Here is a 17157-nt window from a genome sequence, read left to right as displayed (position 1 = left end):
CCATGACGTTCCCTACGCTTCCAGAGCGGTCAGCCGCACGCTCTGATCGGGCGATCGACGCCTGCCCGGCCCGCTTCCATCCCACCCGGCCGCAGAGGGCAGAACTGCATCTGTACGCGATCAAGCGCGCCCTTGACGGTCTGCGCGGCCGCAGCTGAGCGCCCACGCCCGCATCCCACCCCCGCCCTCCTTCCCTGCTGGAACTCTCATGCCTGCCACTGCCGCCTCTCTTTCCCTAATCGGGCACGCCGCACGAGCCGCCAGCAAGCGGGTTAACTGGGTGGATCCGTCGGGCCGACCGCAGAGCCTGCCGCTCAAGGACGTCGGCAACGCACAGCCGCCGACCTCCCGCCTGCATCGGGTTGCCATGACAGGCATGACCGGTGGCGATCCTGAAATCCTGCGCCACGCTGCGCCGCACCGTCACGCGCAGGGTCTCCTCCCGACGCTACCGCAGATGCTGCCGTCGACGGTGCCGGTGTCGGGACAAGCGCGCTTCCAGCATCTGCTGGACCAGTTGAAGCTCACACTGACCGACACGTCCAGCGACGCATTGAGGGCATTGCGGGCTGAAGTATGGGCCGGCACGTTGCAGGGGCAGGTGCTCAGCGAAAGCGACCAGTCCTGCCTGGCAGCGGGCCTGACGCTGCACCTGTTTCAACAATCGGGCGTGTGGAACGAGGGCATCGGGGATCTGCTGCCGTTGATCGTCAATGTGCCGGGCTGGCCCGCTGGGCGCGCGCTGCGCATCGTGGATTCAGGCCACGATGCCATCCACCTGTACCGCGCGGGCCAGCCTGAGCTGTGCCACCGCAACGGCGGCGCCGAGTTGCCCGCGCCGGCCGAAGACGAAATCATCCTGCTGCGGCACGAACGTCACTTCAGCCTGATCCGGCGTGACCAGGAACAGGCCATCGAGCAGGTGCCGGATGATGGCGACTGCTTTTTCAGCTGCATATCTCGAGCGCTGGGCGAAACGGACGAAGCCGGAGCGAACAGCCGGATGCGCGCGGCCCTGGCCGACCACATCTGGAACACGCCCGAGCTGCTGCAGATTGCAGGTGCACAGGAAGGCAGGTTGCCGGACACAGGGCCATCGCGTAATCCCCAGGTCTCAGACATCCCGCCACCGCCCCGTGAAGCATCCTCTGCGTCGACCGAGTCCGCCCTGTCTGCGAACGTGCTGCCGGTGGATCCCTCCCCGGAATTCACCGCCGTGTGCGCTTCCCTCGCGCTGGACGCCTATCGCGAAGCCATGGACCGGCTGGTCAGCGAGGGCGTCTACCGGCCTGCCGTCCTTGAGGAGCTGCATCACCATCACAGCGCCCAGGTCCTATCCCCCCTGCGCAGCACGCTAGGCGATTCAAGGCCTGCGCAGGCTGAGAAAGTGCAGCAGGACATCGACACCGCGTTCGCTGGCTATCAGGCGACGAACACGAAGGCCCTGAAGGCGCGGCAACAGAAACTCAGCGAACTACACAACAAGGCCATTACGGCCTACATGGAACAGATTGAAGCGGCACTGGCCGCGATGAAGGACGAAGAAAACCTGGCTGCCGCACAGGCGCGGATACGCACTGTGGTCGAGAAAGAATTCCGCTCGACGATCCTGCAGACCGTCCGCGGCGACGAACCGATTGGGGCGCACTTGGCGGCAATCCGCGCCGAGATCGAAGACTACTGGACCGACAGCGTCATTCCCCGGGCGGTGAAATCCGAGCGCGCACCCGAGGCAGGGAGCGCCATTCCCCGCGCCTGAGACATGACCAGGCGCTGCTATGTGACCGGTTCAGCACCAGTCACATAGCTGACGCAAATAGCGCACTGGCTCACAGTTTAACGCCGCGATCGATGACAACGTTGTCTCCACCGCACGCCAACTGACTGCGTCGCGGTGTGTCCGCCCCTCCGCTGCCTGTCCGGTGGCGCCCGGACCTGCGTCACGCGCGGCGCCATCGGGGCCCGCGCGACACCCTGATTCGATCGGAGACCCATCATGCATGACCCGATTGCACGCAGTGCCGCTCGTCCCGCCCGCCCGTTCCACCACCGTCCTGCCTGGCTGCTGGCCTTGGCCATCGGCGGCAGCCTGCCCGCCTTGGCACAGGCCGCCAACTGCACCGGCGTCGGCCAATGGGACCAGGCGAAGATCTACCGCACCGGTGACACCCTGCAGAAGAACGGCGTGCTGTATCAGGCCAGACAGGACATCTGGAACGCACCGCCCGATCATCCGGCCGGCGCGCCGTATTACACCAACCTGGGCGCCTGTACCGGCAGTGGCAGCAACCAGCCCCCCGTGGTCAGCCTGACCTCGCCGTCCAACGGCGCCCTCTTCAGCGCTGGCAGCACGGTGTCGGTCACGGCCAACGCCAGCGATGCCGACGGCAGCATCAGCAAGGTCGAGTTCTTCCGCGGCGGTACCTCGCTGGGCATCGACACCAGCGCGCCCTACAGCGCCAGTTGGACCAACGCCAGCGCCGGCAGCCACACCCTGCGCGCGGTGGCCACCGACAACGGCAACGCCACGGCCAGCACCGCCACGATCACCATCACCGTCAACGCCGCCAGTGGTGACACCACCGCACCCAGCGTGCCCGGCGGGCTGTCGGTAGGCACCCGCACCGCCAACAGCGTGGCCCTGAGCTGGACCGCCGCCAGCGACAACAGCGGCGGCAGTGGTGTGGCGGGCTACGACGTGTATCGCAATGGCGCCCTGGTGGGCTCGCCCTCCAGCCCGTCCTATGTCGACGGCGGACTGCTGCCTTCCACCGCCTACAGCTACCGCGTGCGGGCGCGTGACAACGCCGGCAATGCGTCGGCCCAGGGCAGTACCGTCAGTGCCACCACCCTTGCCGGCAGCGGCGGCGGTGCAGGCAAGCGGGTCATCGGCTACTTCACCCAGTGGGGTATCTATGGCCGCAATTACCGGGTCAAGAACATCGACGCCAGTGGATCGGCCGCGGGCCTGACCCACATCAACTATGCGTTCGGCAATGTGCGCAACAACCGCTGCGAAGTGGGTGTCACCCAGCCGTCCGATGCCAACACGGGCGCTGGTGGTGACGCCTTCGCGGACTACAGCAAGGCCTTCGCGGCCGGTGAGAGTGTCAGTGGCAGCGCCGACACGTGGGACCAGCCGCTGCGCGGCAACTGGAACCAGCTGAAGCAGCTCAAAGCCAAGCATCCGGGCCTGAAAGCGCTGATCTCGCTCGGCGGCTGGACCTGGTCACGCGGCTTCTCCAGCGCCGCGCGCCCGGAAAACCGCCAAGCCTTCGTGGCCTCGTGCATCGATGCCTACATCCGCGGCAACCTGCCCGTTACCGACGGGGCGGGCGGTGCCGGCGCCGCGCTGGGGGTGTTCGATGGCATCGACATCGACTGGGAATACCCGGTGGCCTGTGGCATCGCCTGCGGCACGCCGGAGGACAACGCCAACTTCACCGCACTGCTGGCCGAATTCCGCCGCCAGCTGGATGCGGTGCGACCTGGCCTGCTGTTGACGGTGGCGGTCGGCGCCGGTATCGACAAGATCCGCGTCACCAATCCGGCGGCGTACCACCCGTACCTGGACTACATCAACGTGATGACCTACGACTTCCACGGCGCGTGGGACCCACGGACCAACCATCACTCCGCGCTGTTCAATGCCGCTGCCGATCCGTCCACCGGCGACCAGCTGCAGTACAACAGCAATGACGCCATCGAAGCGTTCCTGGCCCGCGGTGTGCCCGCCTCCAAGCTCAATCTGGGCATCGGCTTCTACGGTCGTGGCTGGAACGGCGTAGGTGGCGGCAACAACGGCATGTACCAGACCGCATCCGGGGCAGCGGCGGGCACCTACGAGGCCGGCATCGAAGACTGGAAGGTGCTCAAGAACCTCGGCTGGCCGACCTACACCGACACCGCAACAGGCGCCACCTGGGCATACAACGGCAGCACGTTGTGGAGCTATGACACCCCGGCCAACGTGACCCGCAAGATGACCTATGTCAAAGCCCAGGGACTGGGCGGCGCATTCTTCTGGGAGTTCAGCGGCGACGATGCACAGGGCACCTTGTCGCGCAGCATCAGTGATGGCCTGAAATAACGAGCATCAGCGCTCCCCGGCCAATGCCGGGGAGCGTTCCCGTCGGTCGCTTCGGGTTGCTTCGGGTTGCTTCGGGTTGCTTCGAGGGTAGAGCCGACTTCAGTCGGCTGCCTTATGTACCGTGCGCCGCAGACATTCCGCCGAGCACGGCTCGGCGCTACCACTGCACCCACATCCCCGGTAGAGCCGACGGTAGAGCCGACTTCAGTCGGCTGGACTGATGATCGATTCCCGGCGGCGCGCCCGCGTACGCGCGAAGTCAGCGCGCGCGGCGTTCCAGCGCAGCCTTCAGCTGTGCCGGGGGCAGGTAGCCACCCAGCTGCGAACCGTCTGCGGAAAAGATCGCCGGCGTGCCGTTGACGCCCAGTTGCTGACCCAGCGCGTACTGCATCGCCACCGGATTGGTGCAGTTCTTCGCCGTTACCGGCTTGCCCTGTTTGGCGTCGGTCAACGCCTTGCGGCGATCGCTCGCGCACCAGACCGAGATCATGTCGGTGTAATCCTTGCTGCCCAGCCCCATCCGCGGGAAGGCAAGGTATTCCACGGTGATGCCGTTACGGTTGAGCTCGGCGATATCCTGGTGCAGCTTGCGGCAGTAACCGCACTCGATATCCGTAAATACGGTGATGGTGTGCTTGGCATTGGGCGCAGCAAACACGATCCGGTCACCGTGGTTGGCCTTCTCCAGCAGGCCACGGCGATAGGCCAGCAGGCCTTCACTGTTGACCAACGCCTTGGCCTGGATGTCGTACGGCTGCGACTGCATCAGATACTTGCCGTCATCGGACACATACATCACCTGGCCCGAAACCACGACTTCGCGGAAGCCGGGGAACGGCGCAGCGCCGACATAATCGGGCTTGAAGTTGGGGTCCAACTGGGCCAACGCAGCGCGCACGTTCTGCTCCGCGCCTCCCCGCGCCGGCGCGGCGGCTGATGTCGCAACAGGCTTGCTGGCGGCAGGTGCGGCAGGCTGCGCACAGGCAGACAGGCTGAGCGTGCCGAGCAGGACGGCAGTAAGGACTCGGAACATCGAAAGGCCCGCAGGATAAGTAGGATCCCGATTCTCGCACAGGCGCCCTGAGCAGGCGCATCACGGTAACGCCACGGCAGGAAACGACAGTCTGCTGGCCTTGAGCGATTGATGGAAGCAATCATGCATCCGTAACCGCAACGTCCAGTTGAACGCGCAACGTGGGGGAGCCCGACATGCACATCGTTTCCCAGCTCGGCCTGATGTTCCGGGCAAGTGTCCTCAACCAGCTCAGTGCGAAAGTACGACTTGTCCGCAAGGAATATTCAGATGCCCGCCTCACTGCAGCATTGCGCAGTATCAATAATCGCGAGACGCGCTTGGCCGACCGCGTCAGATCGGGTCGCATGACGCTGGACCAGTTCGAGAACAAAGCCCGGCAGCTGGCTCCCTACAAAGTGATGCTCGATGAGGCAACCCATCCCGTTGACCATCGCAGCACGTCGATCGCATCCCAACCGGTGGAGACCGTCACGGCCTTCCGCGGCGTACTGATCCGCACCCAGTGCACGCTGCAGGCCGATACATTCGTCGACCCCGCAGTCAAACAACAGCTGACCGCCATGCTGGATCCAACCAATCTGCGCAGAGAGGCGCGCCAACAGTTGGCGAAAGCCTTCTGGGCAGGCCATCTCGATGAGACGGCGCTACGCAGGCAAGTGAACGCACAGGCGCGGAACGAGGCCAGCGAGGTGAATGCCGAACAAGACATACGCGAGCAGAAAGCGCGAGAGGCGACGAAGGACATCCTCGCGTACATTGCCGGACGCCAGCCCGCGTCGGCCGATGCACAGACCGCTGCGTTGTCCATCATCCTGAGCCGCTTCGGACCCCCGCCCGCGGATGATGCGAGAGCCCCGACACCGACACCGAGCATCAATGGGTCGATGGGGGAGCGGGAAGCCGGTAACCACGTCGTCCCAGCCTCATGGACGTGGATCGCCACCGCGTTCTGGCAGCGAGCATGGCCGAACTTCGGCGAGTTCCGGGCCGCATTCCTCAGCGCGCGGGACGAGGCGATCGATCCGGGCACGGCGGACCCCTCCCCTGCGCAGACCCGCTGCCTGCGCACCTTCGAGCTGGTTGAGTTCATCCGCGCCCACCCCCACAAATCACCCCATTCCGGTTGGCAGGCAACGCCCTCTGTGCTGGACACCTTCGCGGACAGCCTGGAAAGCGAAGCGATAGACAGCGTGCTCGTCGAGCGCGGCGTCGCCCCTGCGGCTCTGGCGGCTGCCGGGTCGCAGGCCCAGCTGCTACGCTCCGAAGATTCCGGATATGGATCGCCGGCCCCCTATCATCTCCGTCGGGGCACAGAGCCGTTGAACCCGGCTACCGACGATTCAGACCAGTGGTCCGATGGCGATGACGATGATCGCCCCGCCTCCCTCTAACCGCGTGGATGGTGTTTCGCGTGCAGCTTCTGCAGGTGCTCGCGTGCCACCAGCGTGTAGATCTGCGTGGTCGACAGCGAACTGTGGCCAAGCAGCATCTGCAAAGCGCGCAGATCAGCGCCATGGTTGAGCAGATGGGTGGCGAAGCTGTGGCGCAGGCCATGCGGGCTGATGCGCGCCGTATCGATACCGGCCACCGCCGCGTACCGCTTCACCAGATGCCAGAAGGCCTGGCGGCTCAGCGGCCGCAGGCTGGGCTCGATGAACAGCGGGACCTGGCCGCTGTCATCGGCCGGCACCGCACGCGTGTTGGCCAACTGGGGTCGCGCCTCTTTGAGATAACGTTCCAGCCAATGCTGTGACTCTTCGCCCAGTGGCACCAGACGCTCTTTGCTGCCCTTGCCGGTGACACGCAGCACGCCCTGGCGCAGGTTCACCGCCACCGCCGGCAGGCCCACCAGTTCGCTCACGCGCAGGCCGGCGGCATACATCAGTTCCAGCATGGCGCGGTCACGCAGACCGCGCGTGTCATCCACGTCCGGCGCAGCCAGCAGCGCCTCGATCTGGCTTTCCGCCAGCGCCTTGGGCAACAGGCGCGGCAGCTTCGGCGGATCCAGCAGCGCGGTGGGATCGTCACTGCGCAGCCCCCGGCGCACCGCATCGGCGAAGAAGGCACGCAGTGCGGAAAGCAGGCGGGCGTTGCTGCGCGGTGACCAGCCATGACGCGTACGCCAGGCCAGATAGTCGAACAGCCCAGCGCGATCCGCGGTCGCCAGGCTGCCTGCACGACCGACCCGCCATCGCGCCAGCCCCTCAAGGTCACGCCGGTAGCTGTCGACGCTGGCGCGCGCCAAGCCGTGTTCGGCCCATGCGGCATCCAGGAAGCGGGTGATCGCCGCGGCATCGGCGGCATCGAGTTCGGGCAGTGCCTGTACCAGTTGGCGGCGTTCTGCGGGCGTGGTGGCAACGGACATGCGGCGAGCATACGCGGCACGCAGCATGCGCCACCAGCATTGCGTATGCTTCGGCGCATGCCTGGACTGCATGATGCACCCGCCGCCGTATCGCCCCGACCCGCCTCGCTGCTGGGTTGGCGCCTGCTGTCGTTGCTGTACGACCTGTTTCCCGCATTGGCGCTGTGGATGCTGGCGGGTTCGGTGTTCGTGATCGCCTACACCGTGATGGGCCACACCGCGCGCGATAACATCGCACCGTTCAGCAGTTGGCAGTGGGCGTTGTGGGCGTGCTGCTGGGTCCTGACCGGTCTGTATGCCAGCGGCAGCTGGCGCAGGGGCGGGCAGACGCTGGGGATGCGTCCATGGCGGCTCACGGTGGTGATGGCCGACGGCAGTCGCCCCACCCGGCGTGCCGCTTGGCTGCGCTACAGCGTGGGCACGCTGTCTCTGCTGGCCGCCGGCCTGGGCTTCTGGTGGGCGCTGGTCGACCGTGACCGTCTGGCGTGGCACGACCGCGCCAGCGGCACCCGTCTTGCCCGCTTGCCCCGCCCCGATCGCCGCTGACGCCTCTCCGACGGCGCGTGCCTGAACCGATGCCGCACTGTCATCAACACGTCATCGAACCACGGTAGATCGAGCGCGCCCTGCGCCGGTAGCCTGCGCGGCCAACTTCCTGACGAACCCGACCATGATGCGGCTGCTGCTGGCCTGCGCGTGCCTGTGGCTGGCCGCCTGCTCCCCCTCCTCTTCCACCTCGCTCAGCGAGCGCCTGGTATCGCCGGGCGGCGCCTCGCCGCTGCTTGACCAGGCCCACATCGCCGCCACCATCGCCACCCTGCCCAACCGCAGCGGCAAGGTCACCAGCCGCGCCGGCGTGCCGATCTTCTGGCGCGCCTTCGATGCGGGCGATTACGGCCTGCACTACCGGTATGCACGCCCCCGCCACGAGGGCGGCCAGCCGATGGACATGGACCTGCGCCTTGCGCCCACGGGCCGCTTCCGTGCACAGCCGCCGCGCGGCACCGTCGTGCTGCTGCATGGCTGGATGATGAGCGGCGATGCCATGCTGCCGTGGTCGTTGCAGCTGGCGCAGTCCGGCTATCGGGTGGTGACCATCGACCTGCGCAACCACGGTCACTCGGGCAATGGACCGGCGGGCTACGGAACCGTGGAATCAGACGAAGTGGTCGATGTGATCCACGCCCTGCGCGCCAGCGGCGAGGTGCAGGGCCCGCTGTACCTGTTCGGCGTATCCTACGGCGCGGCGACCGCGCTGTTTACCGCAGAAAAGCTCGGCTCCGAGGTGCAGGGCGTGGTGGCCATGGAATCCTTCGCCAACGCCGGGGATGCCATCCGCAGCATGATCCCGCACCTGCTGGCGAGCCAGCCGACGGGGTGGCAGGCACAGGCGGTGGCCGCCTACGCACGCTGGCGTTATGCCGACCAGAACATGGACGAGGTGATCGCTGCCGCCAACCGCCGATTGGGCGTGGACCTGGATCGCGTGGATGTCAGCCGCGCGGTAGCACGCAGCCAAGCGTGTGTATTGCTGCTGCACGGTGACGACGACCAGCACATCCCGGTCAGCCAGGGCCGTCGCTTGGCGCAGGCCAGTCCACGGGCGCATTACATCGAGATGCGCGGCGAAGACCACATCACGCTGCCGATGCGCATCGACCTGCTGGGTGGCGTCGTGAACGACTGGATGGCCCGCGATGCGGGCGGCCCGGCGGGACTGTGCCCCGCCCCGCGTCTGCCGATGGAGGCGAATTTCATGGCGCTGGCGCAGGGCGGTAGTGGGTCGAACGGGTGAGACCCCCTCGCGGTGGGCTGCTTCAAGGCTACGTGCTTGGGGCCGGGCGGTGGGGCTGGGCGGGGGACGGCAAAAGCTGCATCCATGCGTGCCTCGTTTCGCGCCATCCATGGCACGGGTCCACGCCATCGCATTCGCGCTGTCGCTCCCACACTTTGCTTCGCAAACCGTGGGCCCCGTCTCACCAGCACCCACACCCCGCCGCTTCGCGGCTGACCCTGACTCAGGGGCTCCCTACACCCGACGGATCATCGCCATCTGTAGCGCCGACCCATGGTCGGCGGAATGTTCCCGCCAACGGCCCGCTGCGCTCGCCGACCATGGGTAGGCGCTACCGATGTCCGCATGCGCGACGGCTCCATGACCACCATGGACCTGTCGAAGGTGGGGCGGGGTGGGTTGGCGGGGGCGTTGAGCGCCATGGATGGCGCGAAACGAGGCCCGCATGGATGCGGCCCTTGCCGTCCCCCGCCAACCTACCTCGCCCCGCCAACAAGCAGCCGTGCAGCTGTTGCTGTTGCAGCTGTTGCTGTTGCTGTTGCTGTTGCTGTTGCTGTTGCAGTTGCAGTTGCATCGGCAGGTGCCGGGCGCAGCCCGGCAAGCAAACAACCTCAACCCGACTTGCGCCGGAACAGCATCGCGGAAATACCCAGCATCAGGATCGGCGTCAACGCGTAGGCCACCCGGTAATCAAACTTCAGCGCGCCGGCCATGCGGCCGAAGAACAGCTGCAGCAGCCAGAAACCCAAAGCGAACAGGATCCCCAGGAACAACCGCTTGCCCATGCCACCGCTGCGCAGCGAGCCGAACGCAAACGGTACAGCCGCCAGGCACAGCGCCAGCACGTTCACCGGATAGAACCAGCGGCTCCAGTACACATCCTCGTAATCCCGCGCATCCAGCCCGTTGCGTTCCCGGTACTCGATGCTGGTACGCAGGTCGGCCGCGCGCAGGTTGCGCGGACGCGAAATGCCGGTCGCCAGTGCGGCGGCATCCAACTGCGAATCCCACTTCTCCCGCGGTACTTCTTCGCGCTGCAATGATCGATCACCGAAGACGTCGCGGCGTACCTGGGTCAGCACCCAGCCGGAGGCATCATGCTCGGCCGTGGCCGCATGGGTCAGCGACACGATCTCGCCTTGCGGACCGATGCGGTACATACGGACGTCGTGCAGGACCAACCGCGTGCCACCGCCCTCGACCAGTTGCTCCTCTCCGCCCTGCGCGTTGAGGAACGTGTCGCCCTCCCGTGCCCAGACGCCGGCGTAGCGTGCGACCGACATGTCACCGCCACGCTTGGCACTCATGCGGATGTTGTCCGCACGCTCCTGCGCCCACGGCGCCAGCGTCTCGCCACTGAGCACCATCGCACCGGTGAGCAGCGACAAGGCCACCGCGACCGACAGGCTGAGACGACGACGCGACAGGCCGAGCGCCCGCAGGGCAGTCAACTCGGACGTGGCGGCCAGCTGGCCCAGCCCCATCAGCGAGCCGATCACCGCAGCGGTCGGGAAGAACGTATAGGCGCGCCGCGGCACGGTATACAGCACCCACGCGGCGGCATGGCCCAGGGTGTAGCCGTTCTTGCCGACGTCCTTGAACTCGCCGGAGAACGCCATCACCACGTCCAGCCCTATCAGCACCGCCCAGGTAAGCAGCACGGTGCCGAACACCGCACGCCCCAGGTAATAATCGAAACGCATCGGGCGCGGGATCATGCGGACACTCTCTTCGGGCGTGACAGGCGTCCGTCACGCAGGTACATCCAGATCGCCAGCGCCAGCAGCGGCAGGGTCAGCCACCACAGGCCAAGCCCATTGGGAATCTTGCCATCGGCTATCCAGCCGGTGCCGATGAACATCAGGTTCATGCCCACCATGTAGGCCAGGAACGCCAGCATCATCCGGCCGTAGCGCTGCTGCCGCGGTGAGCTGCGGGCCAGCGGTACGGTCATCAGCGCGAACGCCAGCGCGATCAGCGGCGGGGCAATGCGCGAGTGCAGCTGGGCCTTGGCGGCCGGCCGCTCATCGCCGATCAGCTGGCTGGTCGGCAACAGTTCGGGATCATTCGACTGGCGGGTCTGCGCCCCATCGGGCATGGCCACGTCGTTGCGGGCGAAGGTAGCCAGCCGGTAGCCCTTGCCTCCGTCGGCGGGCCCCTCGATCTGATGACCGTCGTTCAGCTGCAGGTAGCGCCGCTCCTTGCCTTCGAAGTACAGCCGACCACTCGCGGCCGACACCACTTCAACCCGACCCTCACGGGCGCGGTTGATGAACACCCGCCCCAGCGTGGTGCCGTCGGGCGAGATCGAGGACAGGTACACCACCCCGCCGTTGGACAGGTTGGTGAAGCGGCCCGCCTCCAGCCCGGCCATCAGCACGCTGCGGTTGGCGTCATCGATCATCTGCTCGCCGGTACGGTCGGCCCAGGGGCCCAGCCACAACGAACAGGCGCCGATGATGCCCACCACCGGCAGCACCAGCATCAGCAGGGGCTTCAGCAGGCGCGGCGGGCCGACGCCGATGGCGGTGATGACAGCCATCTCCGAATCGCGGTACAGCCGGGCCACCGCCAGCAGCAGGCCCAGCATCAGCGCAAGCGGCAGGATCAGCGGCATGTAGACGATGAACTGCAGGCCCAGCTGGGAAAACAGCAGGCGGGCCGGCAGGCGGCCATCGGCGATGTTGCCGAGGATATCCACCAGTACACCGCCCACGCTGACAACCAGCAGGACGATCAGGGTGGCCAGGAAACTCTGGACGAAATCGCCCAATAGGTATCGGTCGAGCTTCAACATGGGCCGTGGTTTAAACTCTCAGGTTCGTTCGCGGGTCCGCCCAGTCTAACGGCTGGACGTAAACGGTCCGCGATTGTACGGATTTGCCTACGGAATCTGATCAATGGCCCTCGAATTCACCCTGAACCACTCCTCGCCCACCTCCGCTGCGGTGGACTGCGTGGTCATCGGCGCCTATGCCGACCATACCCTGTCGCCCGCCGCACAGGCGCTGGACGCTGCCAGTGGCGGTCGCCTGGCAGCCCTTGCCCAGCGCGGTGACCTGTCCGGCAAGACCGGCGCCACCACCCTGCTGCACGACCTGCCGGGCGTCACTGCGCCGCGCGTGCTGGTGGTCGGCCTCGGCGAGGCGGCCCGCTTCGGCGTGCCGCAGTACCTGAAGGCCATCGGCGACGCGGTGCGCGCGCTGAAGACCGGCGCCAGCCGCAGTGCGCTGTTCACCCTGGTCGATCTGCCGGTGAAAGACCGCGACGCCGCGTGGGCGATCCGCCAGGCCATCATCGCGGCTGATCACGCCAGCTACCGCTATACCGCCACCTTCGGCAAGAAGAAGGCCGAAGAGGCCGGCCTGCAGCAGTTGGCCATCGCCGGCAGCGACGAAACCGCCCTGCTGCAGGGCCGTGCCATCGCCAGCGGCGTGGAGTTCGCCCGTGAGCTGGGCAACCTGCCGCCGAACTTCTGCAACCCGGCCCATCTGGCTGACGTGGCCGTGAAGTTCGCGGGTGAGCACGACGGTGCCGAGGCCGAGATCCTGGACGAGACGCAGATGGAAGCGCTCGGCATGGGCTCGCTGCTGGCCGTGGCACGCGGCTCGGCCAACCGGCCCAGGCTGGTAGTGCTGAAGTGGAACAACGGCGGCGATGCCAAGCCCTACGTGCTGGTCGGCAAGGGCATCACCTTCGATACCGGTGGCGTCAACCTGAAGACTCAGGGCGGCATCGAAGAAATGAAGTTCGACATGTGCGGTGGCGCCAACGTCATCGGCACCTTCGTGGCCACGGTGAAGGCGCAGCTGCCGCTGAACCTGGTGGTGGTGGTGCCGGCGGTCGAAAACGCCATCGACGGCAACGCCTACCGCCCGTCCGACGTCATCACCTCGATGTCGGGCAAGACCATCGAAGTCGGCAACACCGACGCCGAAGGTCGCCTGATCCTGTGCGACGCGCTGACCTACGCGCAGCGCTTCGAGCCGCAGGCCCTGGTCGATGTGGCCACCCTGACCGGTGCCTGCCTGGTCGCCCTGGGCCATCAGACCGCTGGCCTGATGACCAAGCACGACGACCTGGCCAACGAGCTGCTGGCCGCCGGTGAGCATGTATTCGACCGCGCCTGGCGCCTGCCGTTGTGGGATGAATACCAGCCGATGCTGGATTCCAGCTTTGCCGACGTCTACAACATTGGCGGTCGCTGGGCCGGTGCGATCACCGCTGGTTGCTTCCTGGCACGCTTTACCGAAGGCCAGCGCTGGGCCCACCTGGACATCGCCGGCGTCGCCAGCGATGAAGGCAAGCGCGGCATGGCTACCGGCCGCCCGGTCGGCCTGCTGAGCCAGTGGCTGCTGGACCAGGCGGCCCGCGCCTGATCCACTGTTGTCTCTGTGGCCGGCCCTATGCCGGCCATGACATCGCCCGGCCCGTGCCGGGCCTTCGCCTGCCACCCGGATGCCGCCATGCCCCGCGCTGATTTCTACCTGATCGCCAAGCCCCGCTTCCTGACCGAGCCCCTGCGCCTGGTCTGCGAGCTGGCGCGCAAGGCCAACGACGCCGGGCTGTTCACCCTGGTGCTGGCCCGTGACCAGGCCCAGGCCGAAGAACTGGACGAGCTGCTGTGGTCCTTCGATGCGGAGGCCTACATCCCGCACCAGATCGCCGGCGAAGACATGGACGAAGAAGAAGCGCTGGTGCTGATCGCCGTGCCGGGTGGCGAAGAGCCGGTGCGCCCGCTGGTGATCAACCTGCGCGATACGCCGTGGATGGGCGAATGCGACCGGGTGCTGGAAGTGGTTCCGGCCGATCCGGACGCGCGCGAGCCCCTGCGCGAGCGCTGGCGGCAGTACAAGGACGCCGGTTACGAGCTGTCCAAGCACGATATGTAAACCGGGCACCGGCCCGGCGCTGCCCTTGATGCGCCGGCCGTTCGCCCTGATCCTCCCCCGAACATCTTCTGGTTGCCCCGCATGACCCGACTCGACTCCAGCTACGACCCGACGTCCTTTGAAAAGGACACCTACGATGCCTGGGAAAAGGCTGGCCACTTCAAGCCGTCGGGCAAGGGCGAGCCGTACACCATCCTGTTGCCGCCGCCGAACGTAACCGGCACGCTGCATATGGGCCACGCCTTCCAGCAGACCCTGATGGATGCCTTGGTGCGCTACCACCGCATGCGCGGCTACGACACGCTGTGGCAGGTGGGCACCGACCATGCGGGCATCGCCACCGAAATGGTGGTCAGCCGCAACCTGGCGCAGGAAGGCAAGGGGGAAACACGTGACTCGCTGGGTCGCGAAGGCTTCATCGGCAAGGTGTGGGAGTGGAAGCAGCAGTCCGGTGACACCATCGAACGGCAGATGCGCCGCCTGGGCACATCCGCCGACTGGTCGCGCAGCACCTTCACCATGGATCCGCAGCCCTCGCAGGCCGTGATCGAAGCCTTCGTGCGCTGGCACGAACAGGGACTGATCTACCGCGGACAGCGTCTGGTCAACTGGGATCCGGTGCTGAAGACCGCCATCTCCGATCTTGAAGTAGAGAGCGCCGAGGAAGACGGTTTCCTCTGGTCGATCGCCTACAAGCTCGACGACGGGCTGACCTACGAGCACGTCGAACGCGACGCCGATGGCGTCGAAACCCTGCGCGAAACCCGTGATTACCTGGTGGTCGCCACCACGCGCCCGGAAACGCTGCTGGGCGACACCGCGGTGATGGTGCACCCCGAAGATACGCGTTACCTGCACCTGATCGGTCGCAGCGTCACCCTGCCGCTGACCGGCCGCAGCGTGCCGGTGATCGGCGATGACTACGTGGACCGCGCGTTCGGTACCGGCGTGGTCAAGGTCACGCCGGCGCACGATTTCAACGATTACCAGGTCGGCCTGCGCCATAACCTGCCGATGATCAATCTGTTCACCCCGGTGGCCGCGATCAACGAGAACGCACCGGAACGCTTCCGCGGACTGGATCGCTACGACGCACGCAAGGCCGTGCTGGGCGAATTGGAGGATCTGGCGATCCTGGTCGAGACCAAGCCGCACAAACTGCAGGTACCGCGTGGCGACCGCACCAACCAGGTGATCGAGCCGTACCTGACCGACCAGTGGTTCGTGAAGATGGACGAACTGGCGCGGCGTGGCCTGGAACTTGTAGAGAGCGGTGCGATCGGCTTCGTGCCGCCGAACTGGATCAACACCTACCGCCACTGGATGACCAACATCCAGGACTGGTGCATCAGCCGCCAGCTCTGGTGGGGCCATCGCATCCCGGGGTGGTTCGACGACGCCGGCGCCTGCTACGTGGGCCGCGATGAAGCCGAAGTGCGTGCGGCAAATGGGCTGGGCGCCGACGTGGCGCTGCACCAGGAAAGCGATGTACTGGAGACCTGGTTCTCCTCGCAGCTGTGGCCATTCTCCACGCTGGGCTGGCCGAACGAGCAGGCGATGGCCGAGCGCGGCTTTGACCGCTACCTGCCTTCGTCGGTGCTGGTCACCGGCTTCGACATCATCTTCTTCTGGGTGGCCCGCATGATCATGGCCACCGACAACCTGACCGGCAAGGTGCCGTTCAAGGACGTCTACTTCACCGGCCTGATCCGCGATGGGCAGGGGCAGAAGATGTCCAAGTCCAAGGGCAACGTGCTGGACCCGCTGGACATCATCGACGGCATTTCCATCGACGACCTGGTGGCCAAGCGCACCGGTGGCCTGATGCAGCCGAAGATGATCGAGAAGATCGGCAAGGCCACGCGCAAGGAATTCCCGGAGGGCATTGCCGCCCACGGTGCCGATGCACTGCGCTTCACCATCGCCGCGTTGGCGACCCACGGCCGCGACATCAAGTTCGACATGAACCGTGCCGAGGGCTACAAGAACTTCTGCAACAAGCTGTGGAACGCCAGCCGCTTCGCCCTGATGAACACCGAAGGCGCCTCGTTCTCCGGTGCGCCCAAGCCGCGCACCGACGCCGAGCGCTGGATTCTCGCGCGGTTGGCTGCCACCACCGCAGAAGCGCATGGGCACTTCGCGGCCTATCGTTTCGATCTCCTGGCGCAGTGCCTGTACGAGTTCGCGTGGAATGAATTCTGCGATTGGTTCCTGGAGCTGAGCAAGCCGGCATTGAACGGTGCAGACATCGCGGATGCAGACAGCACCCGCCACACCGTGCTGTACGTGCTGGAAGCGCTGTTGCGCCTGCTGCACCCGTTGACGCCGTTCATCACCGAGCAGCTGTGGCAGCAGGTCGCGCCGCGTCTGGGCATCGCCGGGGATTCGTTGTCCCTGCGCCCCTACCCAACGGCGGATGAGTTCGCGGGTGATTTCGCCCAGGCCGAGGCCGACGTGGAATGGCTGAAGGCCGTGATCAGCGCCGTGCGCCGCGTGCGCAGCGAGCTCAATGTCGCACCGTCGAAGCTGGTACCGCTGCGGCTGCAGGCCGGGCTGGAACAGGACCGCGTGCGCATCGAACGTTTCGCCGCGTCGCTGTCCTTCCTGCTGAAACTGGAGACCATCCAGTGGCTGGCTGCCGATGAATCGGCCCCGCCTGCAGCGGCGGCCATCGTCGGCGAGCTGAAGCTGCTGGTGCCGTTGGAAGGCCTGGTGGACCTGGATGCGGAGCGCGCGCGTTTGGACAAGGAACTTTTGCGCGTGCAGGCCGAAAAGGAAAAGAGCGAAGTGAAGCTGTCGAAGTTCACCGACAAGGTGCCTGCTGCGGTGGTCGAGCAGGAGCGCGTACGTCTGGTCGAATGGACCACCCAATTGGCCGGGTTGCAGGAGCAACGCGCCAAGCTGTAAGGCGCTGGCGGTAGTGACGGCCGCTGGCCGTCACGCGCTTCGGGCGGACCGCTGCACTCGCCGAGCATGACT

The 17157-nt window shown here is 66.3% G+C and carries 12 protein-coding genes; 8 read left to right on the top strand and 4 right to left on the bottom strand.

Going from position 1 to position 17157, the window contains the following annotated elements:
• The first annotated feature begins 208 nt into the window (after window positions 1–208).
• Together ABRP17_RS11120 and ABRP17_RS11115 are read left to right on the top strand one after the other, a co-directional pair.
• Window positions 209–1759 carry an OTU domain-containing protein gene (locus ABRP17_RS11120; RefSeq protein WP_349985021.1) on the top strand — a complete coding sequence of 517 codons (1551 nt, stop codon included), beginning with the start codon at window positions 209–211 and terminating at the stop codon, window positions 1757–1759.
• Window positions 1760–1996: 237 nt separating this feature from the next.
• Window positions 1997–4090, top strand: a complete 2094-nt coding sequence (locus ABRP17_RS11115) for a glycosyl hydrolase family 18 protein (RefSeq protein ID WP_349985020.1) — start codon at window positions 1997–1999, stop codon at window positions 4088–4090.
• A gap of 259 nt (window positions 4091–4349) precedes the next feature.
• On the opposite strand, the gene ABRP17_RS11110 is transcribed toward ABRP17_RS11115, so the two are convergent.
• Window positions 4350–5123, bottom strand: coding sequence for a DsbC family protein (locus ABRP17_RS11110; protein ID WP_349985019.1), 774 nt, complete (start codon window positions 5121–5123; stop codon window positions 4350–4352).
• A gap of 176 nt (window positions 5124–5299) precedes the next feature.
• Between ABRP17_RS11110 and ABRP17_RS11105 the strand changes: the two genes are divergently transcribed.
• Window positions 5300–6517 (top strand): hypothetical protein, encoded by a 1218-nt coding sequence (locus tag ABRP17_RS11105; protein ID WP_349985018.1) that lies wholly within the window; start codon window positions 5300–5302, stop codon window positions 6515–6517.
• On the opposite strand, the gene xerD is transcribed toward ABRP17_RS11105, so the two are convergent.
• Window positions 6514–7491: a site-specific tyrosine recombinase XerD gene (gene xerD, locus ABRP17_RS11100; protein ID WP_349985017.1), complete on the bottom strand. Its 978-nt coding sequence runs from the start codon at window positions 7489–7491 to the stop codon at window positions 6514–6516. The two genes, ABRP17_RS11105 and xerD, sit on opposite strands and share 4 nt — an antisense overlap.
• Window positions 7492–7548: 57 nt before the next feature.
• Between xerD and ABRP17_RS11095 the strand changes: the two genes are divergently transcribed.
• Both ABRP17_RS11095 and ABRP17_RS11090 read left to right on the top strand, forming a co-directional pair.
• Window positions 7549–8037 carry an RDD family protein gene (locus ABRP17_RS11095; RefSeq protein WP_188326025.1) on the top strand — a complete coding sequence of 163 codons (489 nt, stop codon included), beginning with the start codon at window positions 7549–7551 and terminating at the stop codon, window positions 8035–8037.
• Between the two features lie 124 nt (window positions 8038–8161).
• Complete coding sequence (locus ABRP17_RS11090) at window positions 8162–9286, top strand: alpha/beta fold hydrolase (protein WP_349985016.1); 1125 nt, start codon at window positions 8162–8164, stop codon at window positions 9284–9286.
• A gap of 611 nt (window positions 9287–9897) precedes the next feature.
• Here ABRP17_RS11090 and lptG read toward each other — a convergent pair.
• Together lptG and lptF are read right to left on the bottom strand one after the other, a co-directional pair.
• Window positions 9898–11004 (bottom strand): LPS export ABC transporter permease LptG, encoded by a 1107-nt coding sequence (lptG, locus tag ABRP17_RS11085; RefSeq protein ID WP_349985015.1) that lies wholly within the window; start codon window positions 11002–11004, stop codon window positions 9898–9900.
• The gene (gene lptF / locus ABRP17_RS11080; RefSeq protein ID WP_188326022.1) at window positions 11001–12083 is read right to left on the bottom strand and encodes an LPS export ABC transporter permease LptF; all 1083 of its coding nucleotides are present in this window, start codon (window positions 12081–12083) and stop codon (window positions 11001–11003) included. Before lptF ends, lptG begins: the two co-directional genes overlap by 4 nt.
• Window positions 12084–12186: 103 nt before the next feature.
• Here lptF and ABRP17_RS11075 point away from each other — a divergent pair, with 103 nt between their 5' ends.
• The 3 genes from ABRP17_RS11075 to ABRP17_RS11065 all read left to right on the top strand — a co-directional run bounded on the left by ABRP17_RS11075 (window position 12187) and on the right by ABRP17_RS11065 (window position 17085).
• Window positions 12187–13665 (top strand): leucyl aminopeptidase, encoded by a 1479-nt coding sequence (locus ABRP17_RS11075; protein WP_188326021.1) that lies wholly within the window; start codon window positions 12187–12189, stop codon window positions 13663–13665.
• 87 nt (window positions 13666–13752) lie between these two features.
• Window positions 13753–14178, top strand: a complete 426-nt coding sequence (locus ABRP17_RS11070) for a DNA polymerase III subunit chi (protein WP_188326020.1) — start codon at window positions 13753–13755, stop codon at window positions 14176–14178.
• 81 nt (window positions 14179–14259) lie between these two features.
• Entirely contained in the window at window positions 14260–17085 is a 2826-nt protein-coding gene (locus tag ABRP17_RS11065) for a valine--tRNA ligase (RefSeq protein WP_349985014.1), read from the top strand.
• Window positions 17086–17157: the final 72 nt, after the last annotated feature.

Source organism: Stenotrophomonas sp. WHRI 8082, from assembly GCF_040223995.2.
Lineage (GTDB): Bacteria > Pseudomonadota > Gammaproteobacteria > Xanthomonadales > Xanthomonadaceae > Stenotrophomonas.
This window is presented reverse-complemented; position numbering and strand designations above follow the sequence as displayed.

Bases quoted from the DNA above. Each gene is read 5' to 3' on its own strand.
- ABRP17_RS11115 (WP_349985020.1), top strand. From the start codon at position 1,997: ATGCATGACCCGATTGCACGCAGTGCCGCTCGTCCCGCCCGCCCGTTC.
- ABRP17_RS11120 (WP_349985021.1), top strand. From the start codon at position 209: ATGCCTGCCACTGCCGCCTCTCTTTCCCTAATCGGGCACGCCGCACGA.
- ABRP17_RS11090 (WP_349985016.1), top strand. From the start codon at position 8,162: ATGATGCGGCTGCTGCTGGCCTGCGCGTGCCTGTGGCTGGCCGCCTGC.
- ABRP17_RS11075 (WP_188326021.1), top strand. From the start codon at position 12,187: ATGGCCCTCGAATTCACCCTGAACCACTCCTCGCCCACCTCCGCTGCG.
- ABRP17_RS11065 (WP_349985014.1), top strand. From the start codon at position 14,260: ATGACCCGACTCGACTCCAGCTACGACCCGACGTCCTTTGAAAAGGAC.
- ABRP17_RS11070 (WP_188326020.1), top strand. From the start codon at position 13,753: ATGCCCCGCGCTGATTTCTACCTGATCGCCAAGCCCCGCTTCCTGACC.
- ABRP17_RS11110 (WP_349985019.1), bottom strand. From the start codon at position 5,123: ATGTTCCGAGTCCTTACTGCCGTCCTGCTCGGCACGCTCAGCCTGTCT.
- ABRP17_RS11105 (WP_349985018.1), top strand. From the start codon at position 5,300: ATGCACATCGTTTCCCAGCTCGGCCTGATGTTCCGGGCAAGTGTCCTC.
- ABRP17_RS11095 (WP_188326025.1), top strand. From the start codon at position 7,549: ATGCCTGGACTGCATGATGCACCCGCCGCCGTATCGCCCCGACCCGCC.
- lptG (WP_349985015.1), bottom strand. From the start codon at position 11,004: ATGATCCCGCGCCCGATGCGTTTCGATTATTACCTGGGGCGTGCGGTG.
- lptF (WP_188326022.1), bottom strand. From the start codon at position 12,083: ATGTTGAAGCTCGACCGATACCTATTGGGCGATTTCGTCCAGAGTTTC.
- xerD (WP_349985017.1), bottom strand. From the start codon at position 7,491: ATGTCCGTTGCCACCACGCCCGCAGAACGCCGCCAACTGGTACAGGCA.